We start from the raw sequence: 15,758 nt of genomic DNA, 5'->3' as shown, positions 1-15,758 counted from the left end.
GCGTCTGTTCCGGCGGTTACAATTTATTATCCAAGACAACAGGGAGGAACAAGGTTCATGGAAAAATGGACAAGAATCGCGCATCAGCCATGCCTGCCCATGGGGAAGGACGGAAGGCTGGTAACAGCATGTGAAGAGCATATCCGGCTGTCAAGAACGGCGGCGACAGAAGGGATGGTTCTTCTGAAAAATGAAGGCGGGGTGCTGCCACTGAAAAGAGGAAGCAAGGCCGCGGTTTTCGGAAAAGGACAGATTGATTACGTGAGGGGAGGCGGCGGAAGCGGCGAAGTTACAACCTCTTATACGCGTAATATTTATGAAGGGCTCAAGATAAAGGAAGCGGAAGGAAAGCTTCAGATATTTGATGCACTTTCCCATTTTTATGAGGAAAATGTAAAGCAGCAGTATGCGCGGGGAAAGGAAAACGGAAAAACCGTGGAGCCTGCTGTTCCTGAGGAGCTGCTGCAGGCAGCCAGACGTTTTACGGACACTGCGGTGATTACTATCTGCCGTTTTTCTGGTGAAGGCTGGGACAGGAAGGGAATTCCCGGCGATGGTGATTTTTACCTTTCTCCTCAGGAGCAGGCGATGGTTGACGCTGTTACGGCTGCTTTCCCCAGGGTAGCGGTTGTGCTGGATGTGGGCGGTATGGTGGATTCTGCCTGGTTTAAGGACAATGACAGGATCCAGAGTGTGCTGCTGGCATGGCAGGCGGGAATTGAAGGCGGCCTTGCCGTGGCTGATATTCTGTGTGGGGATGTGAATCCTTCCGGCAAGCTGGTGGATACCTTTGCCGGTTCCTTTGATGATTATCCGTCCTCCGCAAACTTTAACGAATCCGAGGATTATGTGGAGTATACGGAAGATATTTATGTGGGCTACCGGTATTTTGAGACGATTCCCGGGGCGGCGGAAAAGGTGAATTATCCTTTTGGATACGGGCTTTCCTATACTTCCTTTGCGATTGAGGGTGTCAGCGCACGGCTTCAGGAGATGAATGGAGTGGCGCAGATTGCAGCGCAGGCCAGTGTGACGAACACAGGCAGCATTGCTGGAAAAGAAGTGGTGCAGCTTTATTACAGCGCGCCTCAGGGTAAGCTGGGCAAGCCTGCCAAGGTGCTGGGCGCATTTGCGAAAACCCGTTGTCTGCAGCCGGGAGAAACCCAGAAGGTGACTCTTAATCTTACGGTTGACAGCATGGCAAGCTATGATGATACCGGAAAAGTTGCCAAATCCGCATATGTAATGGAAGCAGGAGAGTATGCTTTCCATTTGGGCAATTCCGTAAGGAATACCGTGGAGCTTTCTTACCGGTATGTGGAAAAAGAGGATCGTGTGACAATGCAGCTTCAGGAGCGTGTGGCGCCTGTTCTGCTGAAAGAGAGAATGCTTTCCGACGGCAGCTATGAGGCGCTTCCGGTACAGCCTGACTACGGAATTGATATGAGCCCTGATTTCATGGAGGGCAAGCCTCCTTACAAAGGAAACTGGGCGGACGACGCCGTTGCCCAGGCTGTGGGAGAGGGCACGCCGGCGGAAAAAGCCATGCTGATAGACGTGGTAAACGGTAAGGTGACAATGGAGCAGTTCCTGGCGCAGCTGACCAACGGACAGCTGATCGATCTGCTTTGCGGCCAGCCCAATACGGGTGTTGCCAATACGTTCGGCATGGGAAATCTTCCGGAGTACGGAGTCCCTAACCTGATGACGGCAGACGGACCGGCAGGCGTGCGAATCCGGCCTTCCATGGGTGTATGTACCACAGCATGGCCCTGTGCAACGCTGCTGGCATGCTCTTGGAATCCGGATATCGTCTATGAAGTAGGCGCGGCCGGAGCCAGGGAAATGAAGGAAAATAATCTGGGCGTATGGCTGACCCCTGCTATGAATATCCACAGAAGCCCTCTGTGCGGAAGGAACTTTGAGTATTATTCCGAAGATCCGCTGATTGCAGGAAAGATGGCGGCGGCCAAGGTAAACGGCATCCAGTCGGAGCATATCGGCGCCAGCGTAAAGCATTTTGCCTGCAATAATAAGGAAACCAACAGAAAGGCAAGCGACTCCCGGGTATCGGAAAGAGCGCTGCGTGAAATCTATCTGAAGGGCTTTGAAATCGCAGTTAAGGAAGCACAGCCCTGGACGCTGATGACCTGCTATAATCTTATTAACGGAAGATATGCCTCCGAAAGAGAGGATCTTCTGGCAGGCATCCTGCGTGAGGAGTGGGGCTTTGAAGGGATGGTTACCACAGACTGGTGGAATAAGGCTTACCAGTATAAGGAAATAAAGGCCGGAAACGATCTGAAGATGGGTTCCGGAGATCCGGATGAGGTTCTTGCAGCGCTGAAGGAAGGCAAGGTTACCAGAGCGGAAATCGAAACCTGCGCGGCGAGAATCCTGGAAACCATTATGAAGCTGGATTAATCCGATATTTTAAGCGGTAAGATTCAGAGAAATGGAACTTAGCCGATAAAAGGAAGAAGGAAAAACGAAAAGCCTGCATGGCCGGAAGAAAAACGGCTGTGCAGGCTTCTTTGTATTTCCTATTTCCCGTAAAATTTCTTAATTCCATCCATCCTGGAAGGCATTCCGGCAAAAAGCAGATCCACAAGCGTGAGGGCAGTCATGGACTCCACAACAACCACGGCCCTGGGCACAATTACCGGATCATGGCGGCCTTTGATATGGATCAGAATATCCTCCCCATTCTTATTTACAGTTTCCTGTTCGGAAAAAACGGAGGGTGTGGGTTTGATGTGTGCCCGAAGCACAATACGGGAGCCATCGCTGATGCCGCCCAGGATGCCTCCGGCATGGTTTGTTTTTTTTGCAATCTGCCCGTTTTCCATATAAAAGGCATCGTTATTTTCCGTTCCGGCAGCGGTGGATACGCTGCAGCCGTCCCCGATTTCCACGGCTTTTACGGCGCCCACGGACATGATGGCTTTTGCCAGACAGGCGTCCAGCTTGTCAAAAACAGGTTCACCGATCCCGGCAGGAACGCCGTCTACCACGCATTCCACCACGCCTCCTGCAGAATTGTGGTTCTGCATGCATTCCTCCAGATAGGCTTCCGCCTGTGCGGAGCTTTCCGCATCGGGCATGCCTGTGGGCGTCTGGCCTAAAAGCTCCGGCTGGAAGCGGTCCATGGATATGGAAACAGGCCCTATGCTTTTCGTATAGGCACAGATGCTTATGCCCAGTTCCTTCAATATAAGAGAAGCAACGGCTCCGGCGGCAACACGGCCGATGGTTTCCCTGCCGGAGGAACGGCCGCCTCCCCTGTAATCCCGGAAACCATATTTCGCATCAAAGGTGTAGTCCGCGTGTCCCGGACGGTAATAGGAAGCAATTTCACTGTAATCCCCGGAACGCTGGGAAGTATTGGGAACCATCAGACAGATAGGGGTTCCCGTGGTCCTTCCTTCAAAGACTCCGGAAAGAATACTTACCTCATCTGCCTCCTTCCGGGGCGTGGCATACCGGGTCTGCCCCGGCTTCCTTCTGTCCAGAAAGGCCTGGATATCGGCTTCGCACAGAGAAAGCCCTGCGGGGCAGCCGTCAATTACCACCCCCAAAGCTTTCCCGTGGGATTCGCCCCAGGTGGTGATCCTGAAATAGGTTCCGAATGTATTTCCTGCCATATTTAAAATCCTCACTGTTTAAAATCATCAAAGCTACGCAGATACCGCATAAATTATAGCCCATAATCCGGAAGCAGGCAAGCTTTCTTCGGAAATGTTGAGTTTTTCCGTAATTGATGTAAAATAAAAGTAACTGTTGTAGCTGCGAAGAAGTCCGTCATGAAGGAGGCGGCGCCGGCGACCGCATTATTGCGTTCCGGCAGAGGGAGGATGGGATGAAAAAAATAATTGAAGATGTGGTTTCTTTTCCAAACGGCTGTGAAACGGTACGGTTTACGGCCTGTCTCGTGTCCATGCTCATGTGCGTCCGGAAAGAAACGGGAGAGAGAAAACATGAGCAGCTGTACCAGCGGTATAATCTGGCGGCCGGCTATTCTTTTTTGCAGATCGATCTGTCCAATGACGGACACATGGCCTGCAGCTGGGAACTGACCTCCCAGAAGCTGCTTCAGGAGTTTGATTATTATATAGAGGTTGTTATAGATTTCGCCGGTTATGAATTCGACAAGCTTGAAGGCGGACAGGAATCGGCGTTTGAAAAAATAAAAGCGTCCATTGACAGAAAGATTCCCGTCCTGATGCAGCTGAAAAAGGAATGCCAGTGGGTGCTTGTCACCGGCTATGATGATGAGGGAACCCTTTACGGCCTGGATGGCTCTCAGGGGTATTGGGGAGCCTCGCCCGCAGAGCCTTCCGGTTATGAGGGTGAGCTTTTTGTGCTGCCCGATTGGTCTGACAAGCTGGCCCATGCCTTTGTTCTGGGCAAAAGAGCCCTGAATGCGGTAAGAGGTTTGTGCTGGACCGCCCATGACGTGCTGTGGGTTGCCTGGAAGGCGATTGGGGAATACATGGCCGGAGCGCCCATAGAATGGGCCGGCGGGCTGAAGAATAAGACAATCCGCAGCGTCATAGCCGACTGTTTTTTAATCGTAAAACGCCATGACGAGATGATTCTGGAGCACCTGAAGAAAGGCTTTCTCCCCGCTTGAAGTGCGCCGGGCAATATGATATGATAAAAAACAATGCGTTTAAGCCCATTGGGAAAGGACAGATTATGGAAACACAGAAGAAAGAAGCGGGAAAAGAAAGACAGGCCAATCTGGAGCTGCTGCGCATCTTTTCCATGCTGATGATCGTCATGATGCATCTGCTCAATCACGGAAAAATACTGGAAACCACAGCCAGGGGAAGTATTTCCTATTATCTGGTCTGGATCCTGTTTGGCATATCCTTCGTGTCCATCAGCACCTATATCCTCATCAGCGGCTATTTCCTCTGCGAGACATCCTTTTCCTTCCGGCGCATCCTGAAGCTGGAGGGACAGGTCTGGTTCTATTCTGTGGCTCTTTACCTGGCATCACTCCTGCTGCTGCGCCAGCCCTTTGATATGTCGTCGCTGATAGCGGCCGTTTTTCCGGTGCTGTCCTGTGAATACTGGTTTGTGACCATGTATGTGGGAATGATTGTGCTGTCCCCGTTTCTGAATAAGCTTCTGACAGGACTCACCCAAAGACAGTTCCGGCTGCTGCTTGGCATCCTGTTTGTCCTGTTTTCCCTGTGGCCCAATGTCTTTTTCTTTTCCCCGGCCCTGAATTTCGGCGGCGGAAGCGGAGTGGTATGGTTTACCACCGTATATTTGTCCGGCGCTTATCTGAAGCGCTTTTACAGGCCCGATGGGCAATTCGGCAGGCATTTGCTGCACTTTTTCGGAGCGGCCCTGCTCATTCCCGCCAGCCGCTTCCTGATAGAACTGCTGCTTTCCACGCCTCTGGGAAAAATAGGCTTCCTTCAGGATCTGATGTGGGGCTACAGTATTTTTTATGAATATAATTCCGTGCTGGTTTTTGCGGCTGCCATACTGCTTTTTATAGCGTTCCTGAATCTGCAGATAAAGCCCGGCCGCCTGCAGCGCATGATTCTGGCAGCAGCCCCCTTAAGCTTCGGCGTTTACCTGCTTCACGATAATCCCAACGTAAGAGGCTTTGTCTGGAAAACGCTGAATCCCTCCCGCCTGGCCGGAGCCTGGTACCTGGTGCCCGGCGTACTGCTGCTTGCCGCCGCTGTCTTTGCTGTCTGCGCATTGACAGAGTGGCTGCGCAAAATGATTGCCTCCCTGCCAGCCCGCCTTCGGAAGAAAAACACAGCCTCCCGGCCAGGATTCTCAGAACGGGCCTGCGCCGCTCTGGATGAAAAGCTTTTTCGTCAAAATGAGATGTAAACTCTGAATTATCATTGAATTACCTGCTCAAACGCTATGTATCGCTAAGTAAAATAAGCCAAAGCATCCGCCCTTCGCCGTATTCTGATGACAACAGGCGGATGCCGCTGCAGTTCGGCCCGGCGCCGGACTGCGGCTGGTCGGGCGGAAAACGCCGGCCATGGAAAAATAAAGGAGAGAAACTATGTACCGTCTGCTGAAACAGGAAGGAAGAGCAAAAAGGGGAGAATTTGAAACCGTACACGGAACCATACAAACCCCCGTGTTCATGAATGTGGGAACCGTGGCTGCCATCAAGGGAGCCGTATCCACACAGGATTTGGAACAGATCAAAACCCAGGTGGAGCTGTCCAACACCTACCACCTGCACGTACGCCCCGGCGACAAAATCATCAAACAGCTGGGAGGCCTCCATAAATTCATGTCCTGGAACAAACCCATACTCACCGATTCCGGCGGCTTCCAGGTATTTTCCCTGGCAACCCTGCGGAAAATCAAGGAAGAAGGAGTCTACTTCAACTCCCACATCGATGGAAGAAAAATATTCATGGGTCCGGAGGAAAGCATGCAGATCCAGTCCAACCTGGCCTCCACCATTGCCATGGCCTTTGACGAATGCGCCCCTGCCAAGGCGGAACGGGCCTATGTGGAAAATTCCGTGGCCCGCACCACCCGCTGGCTGGAACGCTGCAAAGCCGAAATGGCCAGACTCAATTCCCAGGAAGACACCATCAACAAAAACCAGCTCCTTTTCGGCATCAACCAGGGAGCGATTTACACGGATATCCGAATCGAACACGCCAAAAGGATTTCTGAACTGAACCTGGACGGCTACGCAATAGGCGGCCTGGCCGTTGGAGAAAGCCACGAAGAAATGTACCACGTACTCGACGAAACCGTGCCCTACCTCCCCGTGAACAAACCCACCTATCTCATGGGCGTGGGAACTCCCGCCAACATTCTGGAAGGCGTTGAACGGGGAATCGATTTCTTCGACTGCGTCTACCCTTCCAGAAACGGCCGCCACGGACACCTCTACACCAACCACGGCAAAATCAACCTGTTCAACGCCAAATACGAACTGGACGACCGCCCCATAGAAGAAGGCTGTGACTGCCCGGCCTGCCGCAGATACACCCGCGCCTACATCCGCCACCTCCTAAAGGCCAAGGAAATGCTGGGCATGCGCCTCTGCGTCCTCCACAACCTTTACTTCTACAACACCATGATGGAAGAAATCCGCGCCGCCCTAGACGCCGGCAATTTCGCCGCCTATAAAAAAAACAAGCTCGACAACATGAGCCACCCCGAAGACTAACACTATCTCCCCATTCCACACTTACGTAGTGGCTGGCCGTGCTGAAAAGCGTATCCGGCTGGGGCGGGTGCTGGGAAGGGATTGGGGGCCGGGATGGGAAAGGGGTTTTTGCAGGTGCATTTTATACCATGAAGAGGAGACCAAAAAAAATGGAAGCCCCACCTGACATTTTTGTCCTGGGCTCCTCGCAATGCCCGGTATAATCTGCACCTGCAAAAACCCCTTTCCCATCCCGGCCCCCAATCCCTTCCCAGCACCCGCCCCAGCCGGATACGCTTTTCAGCTCCCCCTCCCAAATCTAAAATTTCATTAAACTGGACAAAAGGACTTGCCCCTTGCCACATTTTTGTGTATGATGTTTGTTAGATATGTATGCGGTCACCCCGCATACGGTTCAAATTTTCAGGGCGTTTCAGCCTGACGTAGGAGGAATTAAGAAAAAATGGGAATTTTAGCGAGTGAAGCTGCAGCCGCAGCAGGTCCAGGAAGTATGATTGGCGTAATTTTAATGTACGTCGTTATTTTCGGAGCTTTCTTTTACTTCGTAATGTACCGTCCCCAGAAGAAAGAACAGAAGAAGATGAACGCCATGCTTTCATCTCTTGAAATTGGAGACAGCATTCTGACCAGCAGCGGATTTTATGGAATCGTGATCGATATTACGGATGACACTGTAATCGTAGAATTCGGTAATAATAAAAACTGCCGTATCCCCATGCAGAAGTCAGCCATTGCACAGGTAGAGAAGGCAAACGCTGACGAATAAGATGCAGGAAAAGAAGCGCAGAGGTTTTGCAAGTTGAACTGCTGCGGGGAAGCGGTAAAGGCAGGTTTTTGTTTTACTGCCATATACTGAAGCTATAACAGAATACATTTCTATTACTGCAGGTTATTACAGCCATATCGAAAGGGTATGGCTGTTTTTCTTTTCCGAAGGTTCTTTTTGTTGAAATTCTGCATATTTTGGTCTATGATAAAAGGGATAATCCTCTCCCGGACAGGGTTTCAGGCCGTTTGACGCGGAGAGGAAGACTGATAGGAAGAAGGGATTGAGGCAGTTATGGAATTACATATCGGATGTATTCCGGGAGATGGAATCGGACCGGAAATCGTAGGAGAAGCAAGAAAAGTATTGGACAGGGTGGCGGAGAAATTCGGCCATACCATACAGTATACGGAAATCCTTCTGGGAGGCGCATCCATTGATGCGCACGGCGTTCCCCTGACGGAGGAAGCAATAGAGGCTGCAAAAAGCAGCGATGCGGTGCTGATGGGCTCCATCGGCGGAGATGCCAACACCTCCCCCTGGTATAAGCTGCCGCCGCAGAAACGTCCGGAAGCAGGACTGCTCGCCATCAGAAAGGCGCTGGGCCTGTTCGCCAATCTGCGTCCGGCAGTACTGTATGACGAACTGGCGGGAGCCTGCCCGCTGAAGGAAGAAATCAGCAAAGCCGGATTTGACATGATGATCATGAGGGAGCTTACCGGCGGACTGTATTTCGGCGAAAGGAAAACCACTGTGGAAAACGGCATCCGTACGGCGGTGGATACCCTTACTTATAATGAAAATGAAATCAGGCGGATCGCCATAAAAGCCTTTGATATCGCCATGAAGCGCCGGAAAAAGGTGACGAGCGTGGATAAGGCCAACGTACTGGATTCCTCCAGGCTCTGGCGTGACGTGGTAAATGAAGTGGCAAAGGATTACCCCCAGGTGGAGCTTTCCCATATGCTGGTTGACAACTGTGCAATGCAGCTTGTGAAGGATCCGGCGCAGTTTGACGTTATTCTTACAGAGAACATGTTCGGCGACATCCTTTCCGATGAAGCGAGTATGGTAACCGGTTCTATCGGAATGCTTGCAAGCGCCAGTTTAAATGATACCAGCTTCGGCCTTTATGAGCCAAGCCATGGCAGCGCGCCGGATATCGCTGGCAAGGACATTGCCAACCCCATAGCCACCATTTTAAGCGCATCCATGATGCTGCGCTACAGCTTTGACCTGTCTGCGGAAGCGGATGCGGTGGACAACGCCGTAAAACAGGTGCTTAAGGACGGCTACAGAACATCGGATATCATGTCCGAAGGCTGCAAAAAAGTAGGCTGCCGTGAAATGGGCGCCCTGCTTGCAGAAAGAATATAGATCGCTGCAGTTTGGCGAAGGCTGAATGACAGCTGTAAAACCGAAAGGAGAGACTAAGCTATGAGAAGTGATTCGGTAAAAACAGGAGTGCAGCAGGCACCCCACAGAAGTCTGTTTAATGCGCTGGGAATAACGGAAGAGGAAAGACAACGTCCCCTCATCGGTATTGTCAGCTCCTATAATGAAATCGTTCCGGGGCATATGAACCTGGATAAAATTGTGGAAGCGGTAAAAATGGGCGTTGCCATGGCCGGCGGCACCCCTATTGTATTCCCCGCCATCGCCGTATGCGACGGCATCGCCATGGGACACGTCGGCATGAAATATTCCCTGGTAACAAGAGATCTGATTTGTGACAGCACGGAATGTATGGCCATGGCCCATGGTTTTGACGGCCTGGTAATGATCCCCAACTGCGACAAGAACGTTCCTGGCCTTCTGATGGCTGCCGCAAGAATCAATATCCCCACTATTTTTGTTTCCGGCGGCCCCATGCTGGCGGGACATGTGTGCGGACATAAAACAAGCCTTTCCTCCATGTTTGAAGCGGTGGGAAGCGTTGCCGCAGGAACCATGTCCATGGAGGAACTGCAGGAATTTGAAGAAAAAGCATGCCCTACCTGCGGCTCCTGCTCCGGCATGTATACGGCCAATTCCATGAACTGCCTGACGGAGGCGCTGGGCATGGGCCTTAGAGGAAACGGCACCATCCCTGCGGTTTACTCCGAAAGAATCCGTCTGGCAAAGCATGCCGGCATGCAGATCATGCAGCTGGTGGAAAAGGATATCAAGCCGAAAGACATCATGACGGAAAAGGCATTCTTAAACGCCCTGACCATGGATATGGCCCTTGGCTGCTCCACCAACTCCATGCTCCATCTTCCTGCCATCGCCCATGAAGCAGGCGTGGAGCTGAACATGGAAATCGCCAACGAGCTTTCCGCTAAAACACCGAACCTGTGCCACCTGGCCCCGGCAGGCCCCACCTACATCGAAGACCTGAACGAAGCGGGCGGCGTCTATGCGGTTATGAACGAACTGAACAAGAAGAATCTGTTATACACGGATCTCATTACCGTTACCGGAAAGACGGTAGCTGAAAATATTGCCGGCTGCGTCAACAAGAACCCTGATGTAATCCGCCCGATAGAAAATCCCTACTCTGAAACCGGCGGAATCGCCGTGCTGAAGGGAAATCTGGCTCCGGAGACAGCTGTTGTGAAGCGTTCCGCCGTAGCCCCGGAAATGATGGTCCATGAAGGCCCGGCCAGAGTATTTGACTGCGAGGACGATGCCATTGCCGCCATCAAGGGAGGCAAAATCGTACCCGGGGATGTGGTGGTAATCCGCTACGAAGGCCCCAAGGGCGGCCCCGGCATGCGTGAAATGCTCAATCCCACCTCTGCCATTGCCGGCATGGGAATGGGTTCCACAGTCGCCCTGATCACGGACGGCCGCTTCAGCGGCGCATCCAGAGGCGCTTCCATCGGCCATGTGTGCCCGGAGGCAGCGGTGGGCGGCCCTATCGCACTGGTGGAAGAGGGAGATATCATCAGCATCAACATCCCCGAAAACCGTCTGGATGTGAAGGTTTCCGATGAAGAAATGCAGAAAAGGCGCGCCAAATGGCAGCCCAGACAGCCCCAGGTAACCTCCGGTTATCTGGACAGATACCGCAAGATGGTTACCAGCGCCAACCGAGGAGCCATCCTGGAAATCAAATAAAAAGAATGCCAAAGGCGGCAGTCGGGGGAAAATCGCATGTTCCTCACTGCCGCCCGGCGCAAGTGATAAATGCAGTGCCGTGAAACAACGGCGGAACGGAGGAATGTATGCAGCTGACAGGAGCGGAAATCATCGTAGAATGTCTGAAGGAACAGGGCGTGGATACAGTATTCGGCTATCCCGGGGGAACGATCCTCAATGTATATGATGCCCTGTATAAACATCAGGATGAAATTTTTCATGTGCTCACCTCTCATGAACAGGGGGCGGCACATGCAGCTGACGGCTACGCAAGAGCCACAGGAAAGGTGGGAGTCTGCCTGGCCACCAGCGGCCCCGGCGCCACCAATCTGGTGACGGGCATTGCCACAGCCTACATGGATTCCATTCCCATGGTGGCGATTACCGCCAACGTAACACTGCCCATGCTGGGAAAGGACTCCTTCCAGGAAGTGGACATCGCAGGCGTGACCATGCCCATCACAAAGCATGGCTATATCGTAAAAGACGTGAGCATCCTGGCGGATACCCTTCGCAAAGCCTTCCATATCGCGGCTTCCGGACGCCCCGGCCCGGTTCTCGTGGACGTAACCAAGGACGTGACTGCAGCCCTCTGCGAATACACGCCGAAGAAGCCGGAGCCGCCGGAGCATGGCAGCCGTTTTACCCCGGAGGAAGTGGAAGCCGCCCTCAGGCTTCTTACAACGTCAAAAAAACCCTATATTTATGTGGGCGGAGGCGCAGTCCTTTCCGGAGCGGCCCAACAGGTCAGGGAGTTTGCTGCGAAGCTGGATTCTCCCGTCTGTGATTCCCTGATGGGAAAAGGCGCCTTTGACGGACACAGCCCCCTCTATACCGGCATGATCGGAATGCACGGCACCAAAGCCTCCAACCTTGGCGTGAGCGAATGCGACCTGCTGATTGCCCTGGGCGCCCGTTTTTCCGACCGTGTCGTGGGAAACGCCAAAAAATTCGCATCCAATGCCAGAATTCTGCATATAGATATTGACGCGGCCGAAATCAACAAAAATATGCGGGCCGACGCAGCGCTCGTAGGAGACCTGAAAGAAATCTTGGACACCCTCAACGAAAGCCTTCCCCAGTGCGACCACAGCGAATGGACGGCCCATATCCGTGATTTGATGGAAAAATACCCCCTCAAATACGACGAAAGCCAGCTGAGCTGCCCCTACGTAATCGAAGAACTGGACCGCATTACCGGCGGCGATGCGATCATCACCACCGATGTAGGCCAGCACCAGATGTGGGCGGCGCAATACTACCATTACACCAGGCCCCGTACCTTTATTTCCTCCGGCGGCCTGGGCACCATGGGCTACGGCCTGGGAGCCTGCATAGGAGCCAAAATGGGACGCCCGGATAAAATATGCGTCAACATTGCAGGAGACGGCTGCTTCCGCATGAACATGAACGAACTGGCCACCGCCAGCCGCTACAACATCCCCATCATCCAGATCGTAATCAACAACCACGTACTGGGAATGGTAAGACAATGGCAGACCCTCTTTTACGACCACAGATACTCCCAGACCATCCTGGCAGATAAAGTGGACTTCTGCAAAGTAGCGGAAGGCCTCGGCTGTATGGCCATCCGTGTAACCAAAAAAGAAGAAGTAGCCCCCGCAATAAACAAAGCAATCGCCTCCGGCTCCCCCGTCCTAATCGAATGCATCATCCCCGAAGACGACAAAGTATTCCCCATGGTATCCCCCGGCGCCGCCATCAGCGAAGTCTTCGACGCAGATGACCTGCCGCCGACACCAAACTCTTAATTACAGCTGCGAGGCAGGCCATCTGAATTTCCACCCCAAAAAAAGCCGCCCAGCCCCCAAAAAATAAAAAAACACTTGCCGGGTACACTTCCAAAGTATCCGGCATACTTATTAAAAGTAAAAGCAGCCCCATCCTACCCGTTATGTCCTTTTCCTGCAAAAACCTTCGCGTCCCGCCGAATCCCTGGCCGGCTCCCTGTGGCTCCCCCTGTATGGCGTCCCCCCGGCGGGCTATGCTTTCTGTGCGGGTCGTCTAAAAACGCCGGTCCTTACGACGCGTACTTTGCGTCGTTAGTACCGCTGCGTTTTTAACCGAGCGAAAGCGTGCCCGCACAGAAAGCATAGCCCGCCGGGGGGACGCCATACAGGGGGAGCCACAGGGAGCCGGCCAGGGATTCGGCGGGACTCAAAGCATATATTTGCAGAAAAAGCACATAAATTGTTTAACGTAGTAGTTGACTAAAGTGAGTGAACTATGTAAAATAAACGTTAACTGCAATTCACCGCGCAGTTACAATAAAAGCTACCGGACCGGGACAGCCCGACAGGCCCGGACTTAACATGAGGAGGAATTAGAAGTGGCAAGAGTTTATAATTTTTCAGCGGGACCGGCAGTTCTGCCTGAGGAAGTCCTGAAAGAAGCTGCAGAGGAAATGATGGATTACAGAGGATGCGGCATGTCCGTTATGGAGATGAGCCACCGTTCCAAAACCTACCAGACGATTATTGATGAAGCGGAAGCGGATTTACGGGATCTGATAGGGATTCCTGATAATTATAAGGTGCTTTTCCTGCAGGGCGGCGCAAGCCAGCAGTTCGCCATGATTCCCATGAATCTGATGAAAAACAAGGTGGCCGACTATATCGTTACCGGCCAATGGGCAAAGAAAGCATGGCAGGAAGCCGGCAAGTATGGAAAAGCGAACAAGATCGCCTCTTCTGAAGACAAAACCTTCTCATACATACCTGACTGCTCCGATCTCCCCATTTCAGAGGATGCGGACTATGTCTATATCTGTGAAAACAATACCATTTACGGTACTAAATTTAAAACACTTCCCAACACCAAAGGAAAGACGCTGGTTGCCGATGTGTCCTCCTGCTTCCTTTCCGAACCGGTGGATATTACAAAATACGGCGTTATGTATGGCGGCGTGCAGAAGAATATAGGACCTGCGGGCGTTGTTATCGCCATCATCCGGGAAGACCTTATCACCGGGGATGTACTCCCCGGCACACCTACCATGCTCCAGTACAAAACCCATGCGGATGCGGGGTCCCTTTACAACACCCCTCCGGCCTATGGCATCTATATCTGCGGCAAGGTATTCAAATGGCTGAAGAAAATGGGCGGCCTGTCCGCCATTAAGGAGCTGAATGAGAAAAAAGCAGCTATTCTGTATGATTTCCTGGATCAGAGCAGCCTCTTTAAAGGCACTGTCCGCAAGGAAGACCGTTCCCTGATGAACGTGCCTTTCATCACAGGAAGTGAAGAGCTGGATGCCAAATTCGTAAAGGAAGCCAAAGAAGCCGGCCTGGAAAGCCTGAAGGGCCACAGAAGCGTGGGCGGCATGCGCGCCAGCATCTACAATGCAATGCCTGTGGAGGGCGTTGAGAAGCTGGTGGAATTCATGAAGAAATTTGAAGCGGAGAATGCCTGAAAATCGGAAGAATTAAAGCAAAAGTAACGGTTTGGTTATCTGAAATGTTTCAAGTAAAAAGAAAAGGAGTACCGCTATGTTTAAATATCATTGCCTGAATCCCATCGCACAGGTGGGGCTGGAGGGTTTTACCGAGGACTATGTAAAAACGGATAATATTGAGGAAGCCGACGGCATCCTCGTAAGAAGCGCCAACATGCACGATATGCCGCTGCCGGCCAATCTTCTTGCGGTGGCAAGGGCAGGAGCCGGTGTGAACAACATCCCTCTGGATAAATGCGCCGGAAAAGGTATTGTTGTATTCAACACGCCGGGCGCCAATGCAAACGGTGTGAAGGAAATCGTCATTGCCGCCATGCTCCTGGCCTCCCGCGACATCGTCGGCGGAATTAACTGGGTGGAAGAAAATAAAGGCAATCCGGACATCGCCAAGGCTGCTGAAAAGGTGAAAAAGAACTTTGCAGGAACGGAAATACAGGATAAAAAGCTGGGAATCATCGGCCTGGGGGCAATCGGCGTCAAGGTTGCCAACGTGGCGAAGTATATGGGTATGGAGGTTTACGGCTATGACCCTTATGTTTCCGTAGATGCCGCATGGAACTTAAGCCGGGATGTCAAGCATGTGATTAATGTGGATGAAATTTATGAAAACTGCGATGTGATTACCATCCATGTCCCGCTGCTTGATTCCACCAGGGAAATGATCAATGAAGATGCCATCAGTAAAATGAAGGACGGCGTTATCCTGCTGAACTTTGCCCGTGATTTGCTTGTGGACGAAGAAGCGGTGCTTGCCGGTATTGAAAAAGGCAGAGTACGCAAGTATGTGTCCGATTTCCCAAATACCACTACCGCAGGAAAGCCCGGTTGCATCGTTATTCCCCATCTGGGAGCTTCCACGGAGGAATCGGAAGACAACTGCGCGGTTATGGCGGTTAAGGAGCTGAAGAACTTCCTGGAAAACGGAAATATTAACAACAGTGTGAATTACCCCAACTGTGACATGGGAATCTGCGATCAGGCCGGCCGTATTGCTATTTTCCATTTAAATGTGGCCAATATGATTACCAAGTTTACAGCGCTGTTCGGTGATAACGGCATCAACATTTCCGACATGACCAACAAATCCAAGGGAGATATAGCCTACACGATGCTGGATGTGGAGGAACGCCCCAGCGAGGAGATCATTGACACCCTCCGCTCCATACCGGGAGTTATCCGTGTCAGGGTTGTAAAATAAATAATGTCAATGGATA

Annotated in this window: 11 protein-coding genes; 10 read left to right on the top strand and 1 reads right to left on the bottom strand. The window is 52.1% G+C overall.

Features of this window, described 5'->3' with window-relative positions; all coding sequences use genetic code 11:
• Positions 1-57: 57 nt before the first annotated feature.
• Complete coding sequence (locus tag FYJ45_RS02425) at positions 58-2,424, top strand: glycoside hydrolase family 3 protein (RefSeq protein ID WP_154463325.1); 2,367 nt, start codon at positions 58-60, stop codon at positions 2,422-2,424.
• Positions 2,425-2,543: 119 nt separating this feature from the next.
• Here FYJ45_RS02425 and aroC read toward each other — a convergent pair whose 3' ends face one another.
• A complete protein-coding gene (gene aroC / locus FYJ45_RS02420) occupies positions 2,544-3,644 on the bottom strand; it encodes a chorismate synthase (RefSeq protein ID WP_154463323.1) in 1,101 nt (366 codons plus the stop codon).
• 215 nt (positions 3,645-3,859) lie between these two features.
• On the opposite strand from aroC, the gene FYJ45_RS02415 reads away from it, so the two are divergent.
• From FYJ45_RS02415 to FYJ45_RS02375, 9 genes are all read left to right on the top strand, one after another.
• A complete protein-coding gene (locus FYJ45_RS02415) occupies positions 3,860-4,633 on the top strand; it encodes a hypothetical protein (protein ID WP_154463321.1) in 774 nt (257 codons plus the stop codon).
• A 20-nt stretch (positions 4,634-4,653) separates the two neighbouring features.
• The gene (locus tag FYJ45_RS02410) at positions 4,654-5,862 is read left to right on the top strand and encodes an acyltransferase (protein WP_154463320.1); all 1,209 of its coding nucleotides are present in this window, start codon (positions 4,654-4,656) and stop codon (positions 5,860-5,862) included.
• A 184-nt stretch (positions 5,863-6,046) separates the two neighbouring features.
• Positions 6,047-7,180, top strand: a complete 1,134-nt coding sequence (gene tgt / locus FYJ45_RS02405; RefSeq protein ID WP_154463318.1) for a tRNA guanosine(34) transglycosylase Tgt — start codon at positions 6,047-6,049, stop codon at positions 7,178-7,180.
• Between the two features lie 442 nt (positions 7,181-7,622).
• Positions 7,623-7,946 carry a preprotein translocase subunit YajC gene (gene yajC / locus FYJ45_RS02400; RefSeq protein WP_021636549.1) on the top strand — a complete coding sequence of 108 codons (324 nt, stop codon included), beginning with the start codon at positions 7,623-7,625 and terminating at the stop codon, positions 7,944-7,946.
• Between the two features lie 294 nt (positions 7,947-8,240).
• Positions 8,241-9,323: a 3-isopropylmalate dehydrogenase gene (gene leuB / locus FYJ45_RS02395; protein ID WP_154463316.1), complete on the top strand. Its 1,083-nt coding sequence runs from the start codon at positions 8,241-8,243 to the stop codon at positions 9,321-9,323.
• 60 nt (positions 9,324-9,383) lie between these two features.
• A complete protein-coding gene (ilvD, locus tag FYJ45_RS02390) occupies positions 9,384-11,048 on the top strand; it encodes a dihydroxy-acid dehydratase (RefSeq protein ID WP_021636551.1) in 1,665 nt (554 codons plus the stop codon).
• A 107-nt stretch (positions 11,049-11,155) separates the two neighbouring features.
• Entirely contained in the window at positions 11,156-12,841 is a 1,686-nt protein-coding gene (gene ilvB, locus FYJ45_RS02385) for a biosynthetic-type acetolactate synthase large subunit (RefSeq protein WP_117531730.1), read from the top strand.
• Positions 12,842-13,419: 578 nt separating this feature from the next.
• On the top strand, positions 13,420-14,502 hold the full coding sequence (serC, locus tag FYJ45_RS02380) for a 3-phosphoserine/phosphohydroxythreonine transaminase (RefSeq protein ID WP_276891435.1): 1,083 nt from the start codon (positions 13,420-13,422) through the stop codon (positions 14,500-14,502).
• Positions 14,503-14,578: 76 nt separating this feature from the next.
• A complete protein-coding gene (locus FYJ45_RS02375) occupies positions 14,579-15,742 on the top strand; it encodes a phosphoglycerate dehydrogenase (RefSeq protein WP_154463314.1) in 1,164 nt (387 codons plus the stop codon).
• Positions 15,743-15,758: the final 16 nt, after the last annotated feature.

Source organism: Eisenbergiella porci (assembly GCF_009696275.1).
Lineage (GTDB): Bacteria > Bacillota > Clostridia > Lachnospirales > Lachnospiraceae > Eisenbergiella > Eisenbergiella porci.
The sequence above is the reverse complement of the archived record's forward strand: the minus strand, read 5'-3'. Positions and strand labels throughout refer to the sequence as shown.

What these genes read in the sequence shown, in the direction of transcription:
- FYJ45_RS02425 (WP_154463325.1), top strand. Translation starts at nt 58, where the DNA reads ATGGAAAAATGGACAAGAATCGCGCATCAGCCATGCCTGCCCATGGGG.
- aroC (WP_154463323.1), bottom strand. Translation starts at nt 3,644, where the DNA reads ATGGCAGGAAATACATTCGGAACCTATTTCAGGATCACCACCTGGGGC.
- FYJ45_RS02415 (WP_154463321.1), top strand. Translation starts at nt 3,860, where the DNA reads ATGAAAAAAATAATTGAAGATGTGGTTTCTTTTCCAAACGGCTGTGAA.
- FYJ45_RS02410 (WP_154463320.1), top strand. Translation starts at nt 4,654, where the DNA reads ATGATAAAAAACAATGCGTTTAAGCCCATTGGGAAAGGACAGATTATG.
- tgt (WP_154463318.1), top strand. Translation starts at nt 6,047, where the DNA reads ATGTACCGTCTGCTGAAACAGGAAGGAAGAGCAAAAAGGGGAGAATTT.
- yajC (WP_021636549.1), top strand. Translation starts at nt 7,623, where the DNA reads ATGGGAATTTTAGCGAGTGAAGCTGCAGCCGCAGCAGGTCCAGGAAGT.
- leuB (WP_154463316.1), top strand. Translation starts at nt 8,241, where the DNA reads ATGGAATTACATATCGGATGTATTCCGGGAGATGGAATCGGACCGGAA.
- ilvD (WP_021636551.1), top strand. Translation starts at nt 9,384, where the DNA reads ATGAGAAGTGATTCGGTAAAAACAGGAGTGCAGCAGGCACCCCACAGA.
- ilvB (WP_117531730.1), top strand. Translation starts at nt 11,156, where the DNA reads ATGCAGCTGACAGGAGCGGAAATCATCGTAGAATGTCTGAAGGAACAG.
- FYJ45_RS02375 (WP_154463314.1), top strand. Translation starts at nt 14,579, where the DNA reads ATGTTTAAATATCATTGCCTGAATCCCATCGCACAGGTGGGGCTGGAG.